The organism is Rhizobium etli 8C-3, assembly GCF_001908375.1.
GTDB lineage: Bacteria > Pseudomonadota > Alphaproteobacteria > Rhizobiales > Rhizobiaceae > Rhizobium > Rhizobium etli_B.
The window spans coordinates 1968752-1988008 of record NZ_CP017241.1; the positions used below are offsets into that span (position 1 = coordinate 1968752).

At 60.1% G+C, this 19257-nt stretch carries 15 protein-coding genes and 3 pseudogenes; 4 read left to right on the forward strand and 14 right to left on the reverse strand.

Annotated features, from left to right (window positions below):
• Positions 1-51: 51 nt before the first annotated feature.
• Positions 52-425 (reverse strand): annotated as a pseudogene (locus tag AM571_RS10040) (Tn3 family transposase); the annotation flags it as partial.
• A gap of 117 nt (positions 426-542) precedes the next feature.
• Here AM571_RS10040 and AM571_RS38335 point away from each other — a divergent pair.
• A pseudogene (locus tag AM571_RS38335) lies at positions 543-647 on the forward strand (IS110 family transposase); the annotation flags it as partial.
• A gap of 256 nt (positions 648-903) precedes the next feature.
• On the opposite strand, the gene ccoS reads toward AM571_RS38335, so the two are convergent.
• The 8 genes and pseudogenes from ccoS to AM571_RS10090 form a co-directional block, all read right to left on the reverse strand.
• Entirely contained in the window at positions 904-1158 is a 255-nt protein-coding gene (gene ccoS / locus AM571_RS10050; RefSeq protein WP_074061272.1) for a cbb3-type cytochrome oxidase assembly protein CcoS, read from the reverse strand.
• Positions 1155-3413 (reverse strand): heavy metal translocating P-type ATPase, encoded by a 2259-nt coding sequence (locus AM571_RS10055; protein ID WP_074061273.1) that lies wholly within the window; start codon positions 3411-3413, stop codon positions 1155-1157. Before AM571_RS10055 ends, ccoS begins: the two co-directional genes overlap by 4 nt.
• Complete coding sequence (locus tag AM571_RS10060; protein WP_074061274.1) at positions 3410-4237, reverse strand: DUF2189 domain-containing protein; 828 nt, start codon at positions 4235-4237, stop codon at positions 3410-3412. The genes AM571_RS10055 and AM571_RS10060 overlap by 4 nt, the downstream gene beginning before the upstream one ends.
• 200 nt (positions 4238-4437) lie before the next feature.
• A complete protein-coding gene (gene ccoP, locus AM571_RS10070; protein WP_074061276.1) occupies positions 4438-5319 on the reverse strand; it encodes a cytochrome-c oxidase, cbb3-type subunit III in 882 nt (293 codons plus the stop codon).
• Positions 5310-5480 (reverse strand): cbb3-type cytochrome c oxidase subunit 3, encoded by a 171-nt coding sequence (locus AM571_RS10075; protein WP_074061277.1) that lies wholly within the window; start codon positions 5478-5480, stop codon positions 5310-5312. The genes ccoP and AM571_RS10075 overlap by 10 nt, the downstream gene beginning before the upstream one ends.
• Positions 5481-5497: 17 nt before the next feature.
• Positions 5498-6250, reverse strand: a complete 753-nt coding sequence (ccoO, locus tag AM571_RS10080) for a cytochrome-c oxidase, cbb3-type subunit II (RefSeq protein WP_074061278.1) — start codon at positions 6248-6250, stop codon at positions 5498-5500.
• 4 nt (positions 6251-6254) lie between these two features.
• A complete protein-coding gene (gene ccoN / locus AM571_RS10085) occupies positions 6255-7895 on the reverse strand; it encodes a cytochrome-c oxidase, cbb3-type subunit I (protein ID WP_074061279.1) in 1641 nt (546 codons plus the stop codon).
• A 271-nt stretch (positions 7896-8166) separates the two neighbouring features.
• Positions 8167-9176 (reverse strand): annotated as a pseudogene (locus AM571_RS10090) (IS30 family transposase).
• Between the two features lie 347 nt (positions 9177-9523).
• Here AM571_RS10090 and AM571_RS10095 point away from each other — a divergent pair.
• Together AM571_RS10095 and AM571_RS10100 are read left to right on the forward strand one after the other, a co-directional pair.
• Positions 9524-10696 carry an IS110 family transposase gene (locus AM571_RS10095; RefSeq protein ID WP_074061280.1) on the forward strand — a complete coding sequence of 391 codons (1173 nt, stop codon included), beginning with the start codon at positions 9524-9526 and terminating at the stop codon, positions 10694-10696.
• Between the two features lie 388 nt (positions 10697-11084).
• The gene (locus tag AM571_RS10100; protein WP_074061281.1) at positions 11085-11822 is read left to right on the forward strand and encodes a hypothetical protein; all 738 of its coding nucleotides are present in this window, start codon (positions 11085-11087) and stop codon (positions 11820-11822) included.
• Positions 11823-11828: 6 nt separating this feature from the next.
• Here the strand turns inward: AM571_RS10100 and AM571_RS10105 are convergent, their stop codons facing one another.
• The 3 genes from AM571_RS10105 to AM571_RS10115 all read right to left on the reverse strand — a co-directional run bounded on the left by AM571_RS10105 (position 11829) and on the right by AM571_RS10115 (position 16413).
• Positions 11829-13202: an ISNCY family transposase gene (locus tag AM571_RS10105; protein ID WP_074061282.1), complete on the reverse strand. Its 1374-nt coding sequence runs from the start codon at positions 13200-13202 to the stop codon at positions 11829-11831.
• Between the two features lie 292 nt (positions 13203-13494).
• A complete protein-coding gene (locus AM571_RS10110) occupies positions 13495-14886 on the reverse strand; it encodes an ISNCY family transposase (RefSeq protein ID WP_074061283.1) in 1392 nt (463 codons plus the stop codon).
• A gap of 408 nt (positions 14887-15294) precedes the next feature.
• On the reverse strand, positions 15295-16413 hold the full coding sequence (locus AM571_RS10115; protein ID WP_074061284.1) for an IS110 family transposase: 1119 nt from the start codon (positions 16411-16413) through the stop codon (positions 15295-15297).
• A gap of 379 nt (positions 16414-16792) precedes the next feature.
• Between AM571_RS10115 and AM571_RS10120 the strand changes: the two genes are divergently transcribed.
• Positions 16793-17602 (forward strand): class I SAM-dependent methyltransferase, encoded by an 810-nt coding sequence (locus AM571_RS10120; RefSeq protein WP_074061285.1) that lies wholly within the window; start codon positions 16793-16795, stop codon positions 17600-17602.
• A gap of 34 nt (positions 17603-17636) precedes the next feature.
• On the opposite strand, the gene AM571_RS10125 is transcribed toward AM571_RS10120, so the two are convergent.
• Complete coding sequence (locus tag AM571_RS10125; RefSeq protein ID WP_074061286.1) at positions 17637-18464, reverse strand: MBL fold metallo-hydrolase; 828 nt, start codon at positions 18462-18464, stop codon at positions 17637-17639.
• Between the two features lie 4 nt (positions 18465-18468).
• Positions 18469-19251: a TatD family hydrolase gene (locus AM571_RS10130; RefSeq protein WP_074061287.1), complete on the reverse strand. Its 783-nt coding sequence runs from the start codon at positions 19249-19251 to the stop codon at positions 18469-18471.
• Between the last annotated feature and the right edge of the window lie 6 nt (positions 19252-19257).

Genomic DNA, 19257 nt, shown 5'->3' on the forward strand with positions numbered 1-19257 from the left:
GTCACGAAACGAAAGTGGTGAATCTGTCCGACTTTTTAGAACATACGGTGATCACGCTACGAGGATAGATGTTTCTCGCCGCAGTGGCCCGAGATCGGCGCTGTCCGTCGGGGTCCAGATGTAATCGCCGGTGAGACTGATATGCTGCCACCCGAGCGGGGTGATGTGTTTGATCACGGCGGGCGGCGTGGCGATGCCTTCCCGGCTGAGCTCGGCGAAGGCCGGATCGAGATAGAGAGTGTTCCAATAGACGATGGCGTTAATGAGCAGGTTCAGCCGGATGCCCGGTAGAACTGGCTCTCGAAGGTCCTGTCGCGCAGTTCTCCGAGGCGGTTGAAGAACAGTGCTCTCGCAAGGGTGTTCTGAGCCTCGCTCTTGTTGAGACCGGCGGTCGCGTTCCTGCGAATTTCGGGGTTCTGCCACCACTGGGGCCTGATCGGCCCGAAGCTGATGAGGTGGAACGGCCCTTCTCAAACGGCATCAAGTGCCTAACGTGGTCGTGTTGAAACGCCACAAAGAGGAAGGACCGCTCCATGAAGAAGATGACCACAGTCGGGCTCGATCTGGCCAAATCCGTTTTTCAGGTTCATGGCATAGCCGAGGAAGGAGTCGTGATCGTAGCTGTCAAGATCGATCTGCCCGGCTGTAGCGAGCGTTTCGCTGGGCGTGACTGGCCAGTCGTAGAGCAGGAACTCTGTCGCGCTCCTACCCTCTCTCTTGTTTGGTAATGCCCAAGCCGCCGGCAACGTGAAATCGGCGCTTAGCCCGCCGGCATTGCTAATAATGCGGAAGCAATCGCCAGAAGGCTCGCGGCTAGCGCAGCAAGACTGGGGATCACGACGGCAACTCCGGAAAGCCACGCCAGCCCTGCCACCCAATCGAACGGTCTGTCAGCAGACATTGTCATGTCAGGTTCCCTTCTTCCTGGCCCTTGGACAAACGATGTCGATCAGACGTATGTTCCATGTCGTGGTGGTCCTCATCGCCTTTCCACGTCTTGTCGTGAAGGGGAGCGTCCGCGGCGTTGGTTGGCAGCACCCTTTCGGCAGCCCCGTCGAGATCGTCGTACTGGCCGGTACGCATCGACCATAGGAACGCCATGAGGCCCACGCTACCCATTCCCAAGGCGATCGGCACAAGCCAAACGACATTTTTCATTGTGCACCCTCTTTGAGATAGAGCCTGCGTACAGTCTTAGAACGTGGGGACGAGGCCGTGGCGCGCGAAAGGCGCAAGGCATTGCCGACAACGAGGATCGAAGACGTTGACATCGCAATCGCCGCCATGAGAGGCGTGACATGGCCTGTGACAGCGACAGGGACAATCAGAACATTGTAGGCGACGGCAAGAGCGAAGTTCTGTCGCGCCAGCCCCGCGGCGGCTCGCGCGACGCTCATCGCTTGCGGGACGGCCTCCAGGCTCTTGCCCAGGAACACGAGATCGGCAGCGTTCCTTCCGACGTCCGCGGCCGACGAAGGTGCCATCGAGACATGCGCAGCGGCAAGCGCCGGGGCATCGTTCAGCCCGTCGCCTACCATCAGGACGTGGCGTCCAGCCGCTGCCAACTCCGTCAGACGCTCGACCTTGTCTTCGGGAACGACGCCGTGGCGGTGTTCGGTGATGTTCAGCGCGGCGGCGACCTTGCCGACCTCCGTGAGACGGTCGCCGGAAAGAACCTCGGTTGCCAGTCCGTGGGCTGCCAGCGTTTGCACTGCGGCCTTGGCACCGGGCCTCACCTCGTCGTCGATTGCGAACCAGCCGGCCGGCTGTCCGTCGCGCGAAAGCCACACGCCTGCTTGCGAGTTATCGAACGCGCCGCAGGAGACCCACTCCTTCCGTCCCAGCCTATAGATCGTTCCGTCGATGCGGCCTTCGATTCCGTAGCCTGGAATCTCCCGAAAATCCTCGACTGCAACTTCGGCAGGCTGCAGCGCGGCGATAGCACGCGCTGCCGGATGCTTTGAAAGACCGGCCAGAGCTGTCGCGGCGGCCAGGTTCCGCGGCGCGACGGTGTGCTCGATCACGCGGACGACGCCGGTCGTGAGTGTCCCCGTCTTGTCGAAGACCACCGTGTCGGCCTCGGCGAGCCGCTCCAGCGCACTGCCGTCCTTGATGGTGATGCCGAGGTCGAACAACCGGCGAGCGGCCATGACCTGGACCATCGGCACTGCCAGGCCCAGAGCACAGGGGCAGGTGATGATGAGGACCGAAATCGCCACTGTGATCGACCGATGCCAGTCGCCCGTCTGCAGCATCCAGGCGGCAAAGGCCGCCAGCGCGAGCAGGTGAACGACAGGGGAATAAAGTGCTGCCGCGCGATCGGCGATGCGGCGGTAGCGGGCACGGCCGTCCTCCACCGCCTCCATCAGCCTCACCATATCGGCAAGGAAGGAATCCTCTGCCCTCCTATCGGCCCGGACCGCCAGTGCGCCGTCGACGCTCATCGTCCCCGAAAGAACCATGCTTCCGGGGTGCGCACTTTCAGGCGCGGATTCGCCACTTACCACCGAAACGTCCAGATTCCCCGCACCCGAAACGACCGTTCCGTCGACGGGCATACGGTCGCCCGGCCCCACAAAGACGATGTCCCCCGGTTCGATCTTCGTCAATTCGCGGAACTCGCGGCTTCCGTCTGCTCCAATCACCATCGCGCCCCTCGGCAGCAAGCGGGCAAGTCCGGTGACGGCAGTCCGCGCCTTCTGCCGCATCGCATGATCCAGCGTGCGTCCTGCCAGGAGAAAGAAGATCAACGACGTGACCGCGTCGAAATAGGCGTGCGGTCCTCTGGCAAAGGTGTCGTAGAGACTCAGTCCCAGCGCGAGCAGGATTCCCACGGAGATCGGAAGATCCATGCTGGCCGTCCGCTTCCTCACCGAATTCCATGCCGAAACGAAGAACACCCGTCCGGAATAAGCGACGGCGGGCACGGCGAGCAGCGCGGAGATCAGGTGGAAGGCGTTCCGCGTCCCGGCGTCGGCGCCCGACCAGATGGATACCGACAGGAGCATGATGTTCATGGCGGCGAAGCCCGCGACCGCCGTCGCCCGCAGGAGCCGGGACATTTCTGGATCGCGTCCACCATCGTCCGTCTCTGTAAGGCAGGCGTCGTATCCAAGGTCCCGCAATGCCTCGATCATCGGAGGCACATGGCTCCCGCTGCTCCACCTGACGGCGACGCGCCGGGAGGTCAGGTTCAATCGCGCCGCAATGACTCCGTCGAGGCGCTGTAGGGCGCCTTCGATCGCAGCAATGCAGGCACCGCAACGCGCCTGCGGCACGGAGAGGTCCGTCTGGAACATACCATCGCCGAGGTCACGGCTCGCGAGCACGATCTCTCGTGCGGAGATCTCTCGGGCTTCCGGCTGCGGCGCCAGGAGCAACCCGGCTTCGGTTCCCATAGCACAGCAGCTCATTGTCGCGGTTCCTCGGGACGAGCCATTGCCCTGTAGGCATGCCAAGTGGCGTGGCCCAGCAACGGAAAGATGACGATCATTCCAACGAGGCCCGTAGCAACGCAGACTCCAAAGAGCACGAGCAGCATCGCCCCCCAGGCGACCATCGGCGTGAGGTTGTTCCACACCAGCTTCATGCTCGAGCCCATGGCGGTCAGCGCATCGACACGCTGATCAAGCAGCATCGGCACCGAAAAGACGCTGACAGCAAAGGCAAAGGCCGCAAACAGGCCGCCAATTGCCGTCCCGACGACCAGCATCGTCCAGCCGTAGGCCGTACCGAAGAGCATGCCGGCGATGTGATCAAGGCCGGGGAATGCTGCCACCCCGAAAAACAGGGCGTAGAGGAGCACGGCGGCCCGCATCCACAACAGCACCAGCATAAAGAGCAGCAGACCGGCGAAGGTCACCTGCGCGCCGGCACGGGGACGCACGAAGAGCATGGAGCCAAAGCCGACCTGTGTGCCTTCTTCGATCGACCGGCTCTTCTCGTAGAGGCCGATCGCCAGGAACGGCGCAACGATCATGAAGGCGGCCAGGGCCGGAAACAGGATATAGTCGAGCCCGAAGGCGACGAGCATCCAGACGAACGCGACGGATAGAAGGAAGACGCCGATTCCGTATGCCATGCTCGAAGCCGGCCGCGTCCAGAAGTCCCGCCAGCCCGCTGAGAGCCAGCGGAACCCCTCAAAGACCGGCAGCCCTCGCTGAAGGCGCGGGTCCCGCGTTTCTCCGATGCCCGACGTCTCGCTAAGCAGCCAGTATGACTTGTCGGTCTCGCCCATCTCTTGTCTCCCTCAGCATTCCGGCTTGGCGGCGCGATAGCCATGACCGTCGCCCAACGAATTCGAGTGCTCGACGCAGTCCGGTTGCGACTGGACGGCGACGTAAACCAGGTGCACGTTCGCCCCGGCCACCAAAAGCAATCCCGCAGGGATCAGCGCCCAGAGGAGCCACTTGGTTCGGGATCTCTTCGCGCGCCGGGTCATGGCTGTTGCGTCCCGAGGTCGTGGACGTAGAGCGCGAGCGTCCGGATCTCGGCCGTCGTCAGCCTCTCGTCCCAGGTCGGCATATGGCCCTGGCGTCCGCCGTGCACGGAGGCGATGATCGTGTCCAGGTCGCCGCCGTAGATCCAGGAGGAGTCGGTGAGGTTCGGAGCGCCGACATCGCTTTTTCCCTTGGCGTCTTCGCCATGGCAGGCGGCGCAGGTGGTGACGAACACTTCGCGCCCTGCCTCCAAGCGATCGACGTTTTCCGGCGTCGAGTAGTCCGAGTGGGTCAGCGAATAGACGTAGGCGGCGACGCTCCGGACCTGCTCGCGGTCGAGCATCTGATCCCGCCCGAAGGCCGGCATCTGCCCGATCCGGCTTTCGGGGTGGCTTGTGTTGATGCCGACGCGCATCGTCTGCTCGATAAGCTGTGGACCTCCGCCCCATAGCCAGTCGTCATCGGTGAGGTCGGGGTAGTTCGCCCGACCCTTTCCGTCCCTGCCGTGGCAGGCGGCGCAATTGTCGCCAAAGAGCTGCCGTCCGGTACGGCGCACGGTCTGCATCAGTGCCTCGTCGGAGAGAATGGTGTCGTAGGGCTCTGTCGCAATTCGGCTCATCCAGCCGGAACGGCCGCGCTCGGCCTCGACGACCTGAGCCTCGACCGTCGTCTTTTGGTCGATCCCGAAGAGCCCCTTGGTGTAGGTCGTTCCGAGCGGCCAGGCCGGCACGAAAAACCACCAGGCAATTGCCCAGATGTGGGTCACGATCAGGAATATGAGGACGCCGCGCGGCACGGGCGTGTCCAGCTCCTTGATGCCGTTCCACTCGTGGCCGGTCGTCTCGCGGCCGCTGACAGGATCGCGTTCACTCACTTCCATGGCGTGTCGTCCCGGTCGAGGATGCTGTGCTTGGCCCGGTCGAAGCGCGTCCGGTTCGACGGCCAGAAGGTGTAGACGAGCACCCCGAAGGCAAGGGCGATCAGATAGAACAGACCCCAGCTCTTGGAGAATGCGACGATCGCGTCGTGGTCCAGGTCCATGTGACAATCCTCCGCCTTCAGTTTTCGGGATCCGGCTTCTTCTCGGGAGCTGCGGTATGTTCGTATGCTGCTCCCGTTAGCCTGCCGAGAACCTGGAGATAAGCGACGAGCGCGTCTATCTCGGTGACATGGGTGGTAACGCCGTCGAATGCGCTCACCTGCGTTTTCTCGCCGTAACGCTCGGTAACACCGGCGGCAAAGTCCGTGTCGGGAGTTGCCTGGCCGTAGGCGTCCCGCGCGGCGTTTTCCACCATCTCATCAGTATACGGAACGCCAAGGGCGCGTTGCGCCGCAAGGTGTTGCGGCAGGTCCTCCATCTTCAGACGGGTCCGCGCCAGCCAGCGATAGGCGGGCATGTTCGATTCCGGAACGACATCCCGCGGGTTGGTGAGATGATCGACATGCCAGAGGTCGGAATACTTGCCGCCGATGCGCGCAAGATCCGGTCCTGTGCGCTTGGAACCCCAGAGCATCGGACGGTCGTACCGGGACTCGACGGCCAGCGAGTAAGGACCGTAACGTTCCACTTCGTCACGGAGCGTGCGGATCATCTGGCTGTGGCAAGCATAGCATCCCTCGCGGATGTAGATGTTGCGTCCGGCGAGCTCCAGCGGCGTGTACATCCGCATGTCCGGGGCCTCCTCGACCGTCTTGTCGATGGTGAAGAGAGGAGCGATCTCGACGATGCCGCCGACGCTTGCAGCCGCAATGATTGCGATCACGAAGCCGATCGCGGAACGCTCAAGCTTGCGATGGAAGAGTTCGGGCATATCGTCATTCCCCCGGCATGACGGCGGGGACGACGGGCATATCGCCTTCACGCGCCACAGCAAGCGGCGCGGACCGAACTGTCATCCAGATGTTCCAGCACCCGACGACGGCGCCCAGCAGAAAGAGCAGGCCCCCGAAAGCGCGGGCGATGTAGTATGGATACATCGCCACCAGAGAGTCGACAAACGAATAGGCAAGCGTGCCTTCCCCGGTATAGGTCCGCCACATCAGGCCCTGGATGAGGCCAGAGTTCCACATCGCGAAGACGTAGATCACAGTTCCGGCGATCGCCACCCAGAAATGCACCTCGACGAGAGCCGCAGAGTACATGCGCTCGCGCTTCCAGAGGCTGGGCACCAGTGTGTAGAGCGAGCCGAAGGTAATCAGCGCGACCCATCCGAGCGCTCCGGCGTGGACGTGACCGACCGTCCAGTCCGTATAGTGCGACAGCGAGTTCACCGGCCTGATGGCAAGAAACGATCCCTCGAAAGTCGAAATCCCGTAAAAGACCGCGGCTGCCATCATAAAGCGCAACGTCGCGTCATCCCGAACCCGGTGCCACGCGCCGTTGAGCGTTAGCAGCGCGTTGCCGGCCGACGCCCAGGAGGGCACCAGCAGCATCACCGAGAAGGTCATGCCGAGCGTCTGGACCCAGTGGGGAAGCGCGGTGTAGTGCAGGTGGTGGGAACCGGCCCACATGTAAAAGAACGTGATGCCCCAGAAGCTCAGGATCGACAGCCGGTAGGAAAAGATCGGCCGCTGCGCCCGGACCGGCAGGTAGTAGTAGAGCATTCCTAGGAAACCGGCCGTCAGGAAGAAGGCGACCGCGTTGTGCCCGTACCACCACTGCACCATCGCGTCCTGGACGCCCGGCCATATCGTGTAGCTTTTGGCGTGCCCCCAGGAAACCGGAAGGGCGAGATTGTTGACGATGTGGAGGATTGCGACAACCAGGATGAACGCCATGAAGTACCAGTTGGCGACATAGATGTGCGGCTCCTTCCGGCGGGCTATCGTTCTGATGTAAAGGACGAAATAGGTGACCCAGACGATGACAAGCCAAATGTCGGCGTACCATTCGGCCTCCGCGTATTCCTTGGACTGGGTGATCCCCATCATGTAGCCCGACACGGCCAGCACGCAGAACAGATTGTAGCCGAAGAGCACGAACCAGGGACTGAGTTGGCCCGCCAGGCGCGTCCGCGAGGTGCGCTGGACGACGTGGAAGGAGGTCGCGATCAGCGCGTTGCCGCCGAAGCCGAAGATGACGCCTGTGGTGTGCGTGGGCCTCAGCCGCCCGAAACTGGACCAGCCGGCGTCGAATGCGAGATCCGGCCAGGCGAGCTGCGCCGCCACCCAAACGCCCATGAACATCCCGAACACAGCCCAGGCCATGGAAAGCACGATGCCCACCTTGATGGGATCGTCGTAATACGATGCCTCCCGGTCCTCCACTGCTTCAGGCTCGAAGAGCGAGGACATGACGAGGTAGAGGAGGCCTCCGGCGAACAGCATGACGATCACGCCGTGGACCCCGAGGGCGTCAGACCGGCCGGCCGCGGCCATCGTTGCGCCGGCTATCGCGACAGCGATCGCGATCGCGAAGGCACCCTGGCGTTCCGAGGTCGTAAGCCGCGTGATCATTCTCTGTCCTCCCACGCCGCGGCAATTCATTACACTGTCCCCGCAACTGCCGCGGACATCAAGCAGATCCACAGAAAGTGCCTGTGCGTAAGATATTGGCAAGGTACATCCGTCGAAGACGTATAGCAACGCTTTGGGGTGTTCTTGGCAATCCCCTGTCAATCCATGAGGTGAAAGGATTGCGCGTTTACCTTGCATTGCCCGATTGGTGCGTTTAGGGATTCGGGCCACCGTGTGAGTTCAAGCCGAATTGCGACCTGCAGCTGTGACGCTAACCGACACGTCGCACTTGCGCGAGCAGTTTCTTGCGGAAGACTTCCGCGGGCGTTCGGTAGCCCAGGCACTTCCGCGGCGTCGAGTTGAGCCGGTCGCAGATGTCTCTCAGCTCGCCGTCGCTGATCGACAGGGGATCCACCTCTCGCGAAAGCCATTTGCGAACCCGGCCATTGGTGTTCTCGACCGTGCCTTTCTGCCAGGGCGACTGTGGGTCGCAGAACCATGTCTGCGTTCCGATGCCGGCTTGCAGATAGGGCCATTCGCTGAACTCAGTGCCCCGGTCGAAGGTGATCGAGCGTCGAGCAGCGTGGGGCAGGGGTTGGAGCACCTCAATCAGCCCGTCCATGATCGGTTTCGATTGCCGGTCGTTGTTGCGCAGGAAGACCGCAAAGCGGCTGACCCGCTCGACCAGTGAGGTCACGTTGGCCTTGCCGAACTTCTTGCGAAACTGAATGAGATCGCACTCCCAATGCCCGAACTGCTTGCGTTCGGCGACCGTGTCAGGACGGTGAAGAATGTTGAGTTCCGGGCTGAAGCGGCGACCGTGACGGCGTCGGGCATGCCGCGGTCTCCGTCTCGCGCGACGCTTCGGCAGGTGCCGCCACAGCTTGATGGCCTGACCGTCTGCGGAATAGGCGAACTTATAGATCGTCTCGTAACTGACGCAAATCGGATGGCGCTCCAGCCGCATGCGACCGGCGATCTGCTGTGGCGACCAGCCATGCATGATCCGCTCGATCACCGATTGGCGCACATGGACGAAGCGGGCGAGCTTGCGCAGCCTGGCTCTGCGTTCACGTGCCATCTCGTTGGCGGTCACGCAATAGTAGCCGCTCAGATCCGGCATTTGCGGATCCTCAAACGCATTCCGCTTGAGCTCGCGGAAAACGTCGAGCGATGCCGTCCAAGCTTCTCGGCAATGACCGTGGCGCTCAGGCCGGCCGCTCGCCAGCGAGCGATCTTACGACGTTCATCCATATCGATCTGGGAGTAGGTGCGTGTCATGAGCATTCCTTGCGAGTGATAACCCATTGGTATCTATCGCAAGTCGCACTTCATCCTTGAACCCACCCCGCTACACACACTGTGGCAGCCAAGTTGAAATGTCCGTTCTGGCGCAAAGTAGAAATGTCACTTTGGGCGCGTCGCCAGCCAGTTAGAAATGCGACACGCGACATGTGCACTTGCACTGTGGCAAGCCCCCGACCGGACCGGCCGGGCCGGGTTGCAAGGGAAGGGAGGGGGCGGGTGAGGCACACCCCTTCGGCTTTAGATCCCATGAGGAGTGAACAGCGGCCGACGCTCTGGCAGAGTGAGGCTGCATCAAAGCACTCGCTCAGAAGGAACAGGTTATGGAAGCCACATCCGTTCAATCAAAGACGCCAACCGCTGTCCGCACTGATCTTGGCGCAATTTTTGTGTCGTTGGAACTTAGCCGATCGACCTGGTTGATCACTTCGTTGTCGCCGGGCAACGGCGAAAAGATGTCGAAGCATGTGGTGGACGGCGGCAATATAGCCGAGTTGCTCGCTCGGTTTGAGCAGCTCCAACTGGAGGCGCGGCTACGAACAGGGAAGTCGTTTCCCATCGTGACGATCCAAGAGGCTGGATTGGATGGCTTTTGGATCCATCGGGTTCTGGAAGCGAACGGGATTGAGAGTTACGTAGTTGATGCAGCTTCTATCGCGACCTCTCGTCGACGTCGGCGCGTTAAGACCGACAAGATTGATGGAGAGGCATTGACGCGGACACTGCTGGCATTCAAGCGTGGCGAGCCACGTGTGTGCGCAATGGTCAGAGCGCCAGCTCCAGAGGACGAAGACCGGCGTCGAATCTGCCGGGAACGCAAAGTGTTGATTGCGGAGCGAGTAAGGCATGTTAATCGCGTCAAGGGTCTACTTTTCGCCCAGGGCGTCAGCGGCTATCAACCGCTTCGAAAAGATCGCCGCATACGGCTTGAGGAGCTTTGCACCGGAGACGGCCGTGGCTTGCCGAAGTATCTCAAGGCTCAAATAAATCGAGAACTCGATCGTCTTGAGTTGCTGCTTGAGCAAATCGTCGAGGTGGAGAGCGAGCGTAATTCCCTGCTTTCCGTACATGAGCCGCTAGCGTCTGAGGCACCGGCGCCGGCAATGTTGCTTACTTTAAAAGGTGTCGGCGCTGAGTTTGCCGCCGTTCTTTGGACCGAAGCGCTGTGCCGACATTTTGATAATCGGCGGCAGATTGCCGCCTATGCAGGTTTGACACCGACCCCATGGATGAGCGGGACGATCGACCACGAACAAGGAGTCTCAAAAGCAGGGAATCCCCGGTTGCGCACCACGATGATTCAATTGTCCTGGCTATGGCTACGCAATCAGCCAGCGTCAGCGCTCAGTCGTTGGTTTGTGGATCGGGTCCAATCGAATGGTGGTCGTTTAAAGAAAGCCGCGATAGTTGCCCTGGCGCGCAAGCTCCTTATCGCGCTGTGGAAGTTTGTCACTGCGGGTGTTGTCATCGAAGGGGCTGTTATGAAGACCGCCTGACGACCATAAAATGGCCGAACACACAAATCTTCCAGGACTGATCAATCCTGGCGGATCCAGGTGAACGAACCGCCGCTAAGTCGGGCTTCAAATGCCGCGCTTTAGATTGGTCCCGTTCTCCTGAGCCTTGCTGCTACGCAAGCGGGATAGTGGTGCTGCCGGACAAAACGGCGACCGTATGTGAGTTTGAACCGGCGACGGAAACGCGCCGCGTCATGCGAGGTGGCTCAGCCATGGATTCGATACAAATCGAAAGGAGCACGCTATGAAACAGTGATTGATCTTGACGGCAAAATCCTCATGTAAGCTTTCTCACTGGCAATTGTTCTTTTGCCGCTCGATACTCTCTGTCATATGCATGGCGCAGGGTAGGGATCAAAGCCGCACGATGCTTCCGGAAATCAAACTGCAGAGTGACGTCGATGTCGCCGCGCTGTCACCACTTCTGCGCGGCATGCTTCTTTCGGTTGCCTATGCTGACGGTGAGGGTGGCATAGGATTGACAGCAACCGGCGCCATGAACCGCAAGTTCGTGCATTGGGCGGCGGTGCACTTCCTCTGGCCAGGATTCACAGCCGAAGATCTCTACAGCATGAACAAGGTACTCAATGAAAGCGACATGCCACCGCTTTGGGTCGTGCGCGACATGATCCGTCATCTGAAGCTTCTTCGCAAAAACAAAGATGTGCTGCTGCCAACCAGACGCGGCCGAGAGTTTTTGGCAAAACCGCAAGCCTTCTTCGATCTGATCGCCACGGATTATCTCTATTCGTATGTCCACGACACCGAACGGGAACAGGAGGTGCGGGCGCGGTTACGCTGGTGGCGCATGTTGCTCAATCTTCTCAATATCAAGGCCAGAGAAGGGTGCAGGCCAATGGACGTTGTGAAGATCCTCTATCCAGACCTGGCGCCTCTGTCGGACACCGAAATGACCCTGGAAGCCTGGAAGTTGAGATCCGATCTCCAATATGGCGTCTTTCGGCGCTTATGCTGGCTCGGCTTGCTCTATGAAGCACGAGAGGGGCTCACGCTCCTTCAGGATGGAACCTTCCACAAGACGCCACTTTGGCCCGCTTGCCTGCAGTTGGAGTCGGATGCGCAAAGTGACATCGGCGTGCATTGACGATCTTTATTCCGCAGCTGGCTGCCTCAATAACGCTTTCTCTCGCCGCGCAATCACCGCCGGATCGTTCATGAAATCCGTCTGCTTGCCCGGCTTGCGGCCCCGCGGTGTGTAACCGTTCTTCTCGCTGTTGGTCTTCACCTTCGGCGGCAATCGCTGATCCTGCTGTTCCTTGATGTAGGCCAGCACGTCGGAAAGCCGCTTGTTCTCGGTGATCGCCGCGTGCGTCACCCGCTGGTCCTTGTCGAACACCCGATACGGCAGCGAATGGCCTTTCCAGCGCACGTCCAACCGGCCATCGGCAAAGGCATAGGTCTCGACATAGCGGCCGACCAGCCCACGCGTGATATCGGTCTCTTCCAGCATGATCCGCTGGCGCTCGAACGAGAACGTCAGCTGCGCCCCGACATACCGCTGCTCACGCTTGCACAGAATGTCCTTGAGCCGGTCCGACGCCAGGTTCACCGGCCGATGCAGATTGTCAGATCGGGCAGGGGCAACTGCAAACCGCGCGTTGTAGCCTTCCATAAAATTGGGCAGAAAGGCATTGCCCGCCTGCATGTCGCAGATCCCTGCCAATCGCATATCCTTGATCAATCGGTCCTGCAATGTCTGGTTCATGCGCTCGACGCGGCCCTTGGCCTGGCTTGAATTTGCGCAAAGAATCTCGATGTTTAGCTCGCAAAGCGCCCGGCCGAACTGGGTCATGCCCTGGCCGCCCTTGGCGTCCTTCTTCGCCACCCGGAACACCGAATGCTTGTCGGAATAAAACGCCACCGGCGCCCCGTGATCCTGCAGATAGAGTTCCAGCGCCGCGAAATAGCTGAAGGCGCTTTCCGAGCCCACAAAGCGCAACTGCATCAGCTTGCCCGTCGCATCGTCGATGAACACCAAAAGCGTACATGGTGGTCCACGATCTTCGAACCAGCGATGCTCGGAGCCGTCGATCTGCGCCAGCTCACCATAAGCCTCGCGCCGCAATCGTGGCTGATGGAAGCTGCGACGCTGCTGGCGCGATCGCCAGATACCGGCCGCCGTCATCCTATGCCGCAGCGTCTCGCGCGACACACACAATCCATCGCGTCCGGCAAGCTTCTCGGCCGCCAGCGTCGGCCCGAAATCCCAATAGCGCTCGCGAATGAGCGTCAAAGCATAATCGCGAAGCCCATCGTTGATCCGGTTGTTCGACGGCCGGCCGATCGCCTTGTGCCGGATCGACGCCGCGCCACCCGTTCTGATCCGCTCCAGCAGCCGGCGCACCTGGCGCTCGCTCAGCGCCAGAACATGCGCCGCCGACATCAACGTCATTCGACCGTCGATGACTTTCGACAAAACCTCGATCCGCTGCAGGTCACGCTCGCTCATCGCAATCAGTCCCATCGGCAATCTCCCACGTCATCAAACGCGGGGAGTGTGACATTCTTACTTTGCAGAAACAGGACACTTTAACTTTGCGGCTACAAACATGTCACAGCTATTTAAAGATGAGACAAAGTAATCAATTTAGAAACGCGACATGATTCTATTCGTTATTGCTGATTTTGCAAGATTCTATATTTTCCGATACACAGACGGTAAGCCGCCGCCCGGGTGGAGCTGGTCGGGGTTGCGCAGCCCGGGCGGCGGCGGATGGCTCCAGCTGAAAAAGTAAACTTTAGCTTTGACACCCCGATCACTCCGCCGCTTTCAACTGCGCAACGGCACGCTCGCGCCGGGCGATTACCACTGGATCATTGGTAAAATCCGTCCGCCTGCCAGGCTTGGTGCCGCGCTTTTGGTAGCCATTGCTTTGGCTGCCGTCGCGAATGCCGAACATATGGTCCGTCTGGCCGGTGCGGCGCGGTCCGGCCTTGCTGCGCTGTTGCTCTCGTCCGGCCTGCATCTCGGCCACCAATGCCAGCATGTCATCGAGGCGCTTGTTCTCAACCACCTCGGAGCGGTGCACCGAGCGCAGCGTGTCGAAGGTTCTGTAGGGCAGGGACGTCCCCTCGTGGGTGATTTCGAGGCGACCATCGGGATAGTCGCAGACAACGACCTTGTTGCCGGCGATCGTCTGGGCGAGATCCGTCGGATCGAGGATGAACAGCACCTTGTCATAGCGCAGCGTCAGGGCCTGCGACAGCTTGCGGATCTCCTTGCGGCACATGGCGCCATCGAGGTTCTCATGCGCGGCAAACGGCCGATGCATGTCCTTCGGATTGCGCGGCTCCTTGCCAAAGCGGCGATTGAAGTCGGCCATGAACTCCGACGCATAGGCATTGGCCGCCGCGATCGTGTCGATGCCACGCAGCCGTAACTCCTTGACCAGGCGATCCTGCAGCGTCTGGTTGGCGCGCTCGACGCGCCCTTTGGCCTGCGGGGTATTGGCGCAGATGATGTCGATGTTGAGCTCATAAAGCGCCCGCCCGAACTGCGTCAGTCCACTGGTTCTGTCCTTCTGCGAAGCATGGGTGGTGCGGAAAACGCCATGCTTGTCGCTGTAGAACGCGATCGGCTTGCCCCATTGCTGCAAGTAAGCCTTCGTCGCGTGCAGATAGTCGAAGGTGTTCTCCGAGCCGGCAAAGCGCAGATGCAACAGCTTGCCGGTGGCATCGTCGATATAGACGAGCAGGGCGCATTTGGGACCGCGGTTCTCGAACATGGAGTAATCGCGCCGGCCGCGCGGCTGGAAAACCCGCTTCTTGCGTTCGCGTCGCGACACCCAGATGCCGGCTTCCATCATCCACTGACGCAGCGTCTCCTTGCTGACGGCAATCCGGTGGCGTTCGATCAGCTTCTCGGCGGCCAGGGTCGGTCCAAAATCCACGTAATGCTCACGCACCAAGTCGAGCACCAGATTGCGGAAGTCCTCGCTGTGACGCCGGTTGCTCGCACGGCCGCGCTTCTTCGAGATAAGACCATCGGCGCCGGCCAGGTCATAGGCTTGCAACAGCCGGTGGACCTGACTGCGGCTGAGACCGAGCAACGCAGCCGCCTCGACGACAGTCAGGCTCCGGCCGCAAATCTGCTGGATCAGTTCAAGACGATGCAATTCTTTCTGCGACATGGTGATCAAACAAGACATGACGACTCCGAACGCTCATGGTCCACGTCGCCAATCTTCCTTCCAAACGTTGACGCTTGACCAGCATCCCAAGAGGCGACCACTGTCGCATCTCTCTTATGTTCGTATGCAAGCTCTTTGGTCATGATTTTTTCCTTCCGGCTTTGACGACGAAAGCACATGCGTGAAGCTGTTGAACAAAGGAGGAGACAGGGCATTTTGACGACGGCTGGCATACTCTTATGCGCGGGCTGGGTACCGCATTTCCGTATGTTCGTCTGGGGCTGCCTCTATCTAACATCGGGCATGGATTTTATCCGCCACATAGAGATGACGAGGGTTCCCCACCGGAACCCTGCCTCCATCTTTGTTCAACAGCAGATGTTTGCCTCTCGACTGGTTTGTCGCGCCTTGCACCGACGATAGGCTTTAGATTTTTGCTGTGGGAGCGACTTCCTGTCCAATCGCCCAAAGAAAAGCTGCCATCTCCCGGGCAATGGCGGTGACCGCGACGACCTTCGGCTTGCCTGCCGCCATCAGCTTGCGGTAGCGCGCGCAAAGCCTCACCTGGCCTTTCCAGGCAATTTCTCGAACGCTCCTTGGTAGTCCCTCCAGCCGCGCCTGGATCGTCGGGCTTACACGTGCAGGGAAGCGATACGTCCAGGCGCCTTCGATGAGGACCCGACGCGCCCTTGTGTTGCCTGCCTTGGTGATCCCACTACGCTTGACCCGTTCGCCCGTCGAGCTTTCCGACGGCACAAGACCAAGATACGCCATCAACTGACGAGGATTATCAAAGCGCCTGACGTCGCCGATTTCGACCACAAAGGTGACCGCTGTCATGAATGCAACACCGCGCATCGCTTGGTAGGCGGCCACAACCGGGGCCATCGACCAGGATGCTGCAGTCTCCACCACCAGCTCGGTCAGTCGGCCCAGGCGCACGTCTGCATCCTCGATGGCCTGGCAATATTCCGCCAACAGGATGTGGTGGGCGGGATGATCGAAGGCCTGGCACGTCAGCCATCTTGTATGGGCGCGCGTCCATGGTTTGCGGCCGGTATAGATCCGGCCATGACGCAACAAGAAAGACTGAAGTTGCTGGCGTGCCTGTTTCAGCGCATCGCTGGCCGCCTCGCGAGCCCGCACCAGGTCGCGGATCGCCTCATGAGCTTCATCCGGAATCCAGACCGCGGTCAGCTCGCCGGCGCGGTGCAGGCGCGCCAGGCTTACGGCATCCCGGCGGTTGGTCTTCACCCGGTCGCCCGCTCGCTTAGGCACCAGCGACGGCGCCACCACCACGCAGTCATGCCCCAGCTCGACAATTTGACGGTAAAGGCCGTAACCGGTGGGACCCGCCTCATAGCAAAAGTGAAGCTTGGCTCCACGCTTGGAAAGCTTGTTGACCAGCGATGCCACAGACGCCGGCTCGGAAGAGATGTCGCCGAAAAACCGGATCTCGCCGTTGCGTTCTCCTTCGGCAACGGCCACTGAAATCTTCAACTTGGACGTATCCAAGCCGATGAAAATTACGCTATCTTCTTTCATGGTTCGCCCTCGTTAAACTATGGGGCTCGGCTTTGGCTCTATCCAGAGCAACCCCCGAATTTAGTTTACCGCGGGGGCGGGCCACCGCCCACGAACATACGGTCTAACTGGCTCATATGTCGCATCTCTAAACTGCCGCCACACAAACACTGTCACATAAGATAGATTATGGAACTACCGGAGGCCACTAATCCGGATCAGCTCAGTCTGGAAAGCGGCCGGCCCTACTAGGTCTTTTTGGCTAGTTGCCTTGGCTGTTGTGTGTGACACTTTAAATGGAACAAGAAACTTTCGAGACGCTGCTCTGCGTTGCCTCGTGCGTCCATGGTAGATTGCTCGCTCGGAGCAATACGTCGGCACGGCAAGGAGAAGAAGACAAATGACCGTATCCGACGCGCATTTCCAGGGAGATATTCCCGCGATCTACGAGCAGTTCCTAGTGCCGATCCTGTTCGAGGGATACGCCTCGGATCTGGCGTCGCGCGTCGCGGACTGCCATCCAGGAAGCATTCTCGAAGTCGCCGCAGGATCGGGTGTGCTGACACGGGCTATGGCGGCCAGGCTTGCGCCGGAGGTTAAAATTGTCGCTACCGATCTAAACCAGGCGATGCTCGATATCGCAGCGAAGAAAGGCGTTGGCCGTCAGGTCGAGTGGAAGCAGGCCGACGCACTCGATCTGCCCTTTGAAAGCGCAAGTTTCGATGTTGTCGCCTGCCAGTTCGGCGTCATGTTCTTTTTGGACAAACAGCGCGGTTATTGCGAGATACTGAGGGTGCTGAAGCCCGGCGGGACATTTCTCTTCAACACTTGGGCCTCGCTTGCCGAAAACGAAATTGCCCGTACGGTTTCCGAGGCAATGGTCGCGGCTTTTCCCGATGACCCCACGCGCTTTCTCGAACGAACGCCGCATGGTTATTACGAGCGAGAGTTGATCGAGTCCGATCTCAGGCACGCGGGATTCCGGAAGGTGACGATCGAAACAATAGACATGACCGCGCATGCGCCCTCGCCGCGCGACGTCGCCATAGCATTCTGTCGGGGTACCCCGTTGAAAATGGAGATCGCCGCGCGCTGTGCCGATGACGAAAGGGCCGTTCAAGCGGTCGCAGCAGCGTTCGAAAAGCGCTTTGGCAGTGGACGGATTCGTGGAAATCTACGTGCTCATGTCGTTATGGCTGAAGTTCGCTAGCCGCTGCCGGTCGATATCCAGTTCCTAGGTCGTGCTAGATCGCGCGGAGTTCATCGATTTTCACCTCGAACTGCATCTGATCATAGGCGGGTTCGACGTGTTCGGGCGTCTCGGCCATCACGGTGTCGTAGTCGAGCGGCGTATGCATATGCGTAAGGATCGCCCGCTTCGGTTTCAGCCGTCCGATCCAGTCGAGTGATTGCTCAAGCGACAGGTGGCTCGGATGATAGCGGTATTGCAGTGCGTCGATAATAAGGATGTCGAGGTCCTGAAGCTTTGCGACAGTCTCCGGCGGAAAGTCGCTGATATCGCTGCAATAAGCGACGTCACCGATTCTAAAGCCAAGTGAATGAATATCACCGTGCTGCTGCAAATGCGGCCGGAATGAGATCGTGCCTCCAGCGCCGCTGATGGCGATAGGCGTCATATCGTCGATCAGGATCGGTTCGACGATCGGTGGGTAATTGCTGCCGGGCGGCGTTTCGATGCAATAACTGAAGCCCTGGCGGATGCGGTCCATCGTGAAGGGATTAGCATAGATCGGCACACGCTGCTGTGCATTGTGAAAATAGCCGCGCAGATCGTCGATGCCGTGAATGTGGTCGGCATGCGGATGCGTGTAAAGCACCGCATCGATGTGCTGCACCTTGGCGGCAATCATCTGCTCGCGGAAATCCGATCCGGTGTCGATGACGACAGTCGTGACCCCGCCGTTGTCGTCATATTGCTGCACCATGAAGGCTGCGCGCGTACGGCGGTTCTTAGGGTTAGCCGGATTGCAGGCGCCCCAATCGCCCGTAATGCGCGGCACGCCGGGCGACGACGCGCAGCCGAGAATGGTGAAGCGCCGCCGGTAGCTCACGCGGCTAGACCTTTGGCATCTTAGAGAAGAGCCGGAAAGCATTCTCGGTGGTGATCCGCGCCATCTCGGCGTAATTGACACCGAGCGTCTCAGCCAGAACCTCGGCAGTGTTCACGACATAGGACGGCTCATTGCGCTTTCCGCGCCAGCGTTTGGGCGCAAGGTAAGGCGCGTCGGTTTCCACGAGCAGCCGGTCGAGCGGGACTGTCTTTGCGATCGCCCGCAACTCCTCGGACTTCGGAAAGGTGAGGATGCCAGAGAAGGAAATGTAGCCGCCGAGGTCGACGCCGGTTCGGGCAAGGGCGGGGCCAGCCGAAAAGCAATGGAGGATGAAGGGGAAGGCCCCCTTCCCCGTTTCTGCTGTCAGGATTGCCGCCATGTCCTCGTCGGCACTGCGGCTATGGATCACTAGCGGCAACCGTGTTTCGCGCGCGGCAGCGATATGGCGCAAAAGGCCAGTCTTCTGGTTCTCCGGCTTCTGCGTGTCGTAGAAGTAATCGAGCCCGGCTTCACCGATCGCGACGACCTTCTCATGCTCGTTGGCGAGGCGCACGAGATCTTCGGTCTGAATGTCGAGTTCCTCATCCGCATTGTTCGGATGTGTGCCGACGGAGCAGAAGACTGAGGGATATTTCTCGGTGATCGCAAGCAGCTTTTCGAGTTTCCGTACCCGCGTCGAGATCGTCACCATCTGTTTCACACCTGCCTGGTGAGCGCGTGAGACGATATCGTCTAGCTCCTCCTCGAAATCGGCGAAATCAAGATGGCAATGGGTATCGATCAGCATGGCAGA

What these genes read in the sequence shown, in the direction of transcription:
- AM571_RS10055 (WP_074061273.1), bottom strand. Translation starts at nt 3,413, where the DNA reads ATGAGCTGCTGTGCTATGGGAACCGAAGCCGGGTTGCTCCTGGCGCCG.
- AM571_RS10060 (WP_074061274.1), bottom strand. Translation starts at nt 4,237, where the DNA reads ATGGGCGAGACCGACAAGTCATACTGGCTGCTTAGCGAGACGTCGGGC.
- AM571_RS10075 (WP_074061277.1), bottom strand. Translation starts at nt 5,480, where the DNA reads ATGGACCTGGACCACGACGCGATCGTCGCATTCTCCAAGAGCTGGGGT.
- ccoS (WP_074061272.1), bottom strand. Translation starts at nt 1,158, where the DNA reads ATGAAAAATGTCGTTTGGCTTGTGCCGATCGCCTTGGGAATGGGTAGC.
- AM571_RS10130 (WP_074061287.1), bottom strand. Translation starts at nt 19,251, where the DNA reads ATGCTGATCGATACCCATTGCCATCTTGATTTCGCCGATTTCGAGGAG.
- ccoO (WP_074061278.1), bottom strand. Translation starts at nt 6,250, where the DNA reads ATGCCCGAACTCTTCCATCGCAAGCTTGAGCGTTCCGCGATCGGCTTC.
- AM571_RS10100 (WP_074061281.1), top strand. Translation starts at nt 11,085, where the DNA reads ATGCTTCCGGAAATCAAACTGCAGAGTGACGTCGATGTCGCCGCGCTG.
- ccoN (WP_074061279.1), bottom strand. Translation starts at nt 7,895, where the DNA reads ATGATCACGCGGCTTACGACCTCGGAACGCCAGGGTGCCTTCGCGATC.
- AM571_RS10120 (WP_074061285.1), top strand. Translation starts at nt 16,793, where the DNA reads ATGACCGTATCCGACGCGCATTTCCAGGGAGATATTCCCGCGATCTAC.
- ccoP (WP_074061276.1), bottom strand. Translation starts at nt 5,319, where the DNA reads ATGGAAGTGAGTGAACGCGATCCTGTCAGCGGCCGCGAGACGACCGGC.
- AM571_RS10110 (WP_074061283.1), bottom strand. Translation starts at nt 14,886, where the DNA reads ATGTCTTGTTTGATCACCATGTCGCAGAAAGAATTGCATCGTCTTGAA.
- AM571_RS10095 (WP_074061280.1), top strand. Translation starts at nt 9,524, where the DNA reads ATGGAAGCCACATCCGTTCAATCAAAGACGCCAACCGCTGTCCGCACT.
- AM571_RS10115 (WP_074061284.1), bottom strand. Translation starts at nt 16,413, where the DNA reads ATGAAAGAAGATAGCGTAATTTTCATCGGCTTGGATACGTCCAAGTTG.
- AM571_RS10105 (WP_074061282.1), bottom strand. Translation starts at nt 13,202, where the DNA reads ATGGGACTGATTGCGATGAGCGAGCGTGACCTGCAGCGGATCGAGGTT.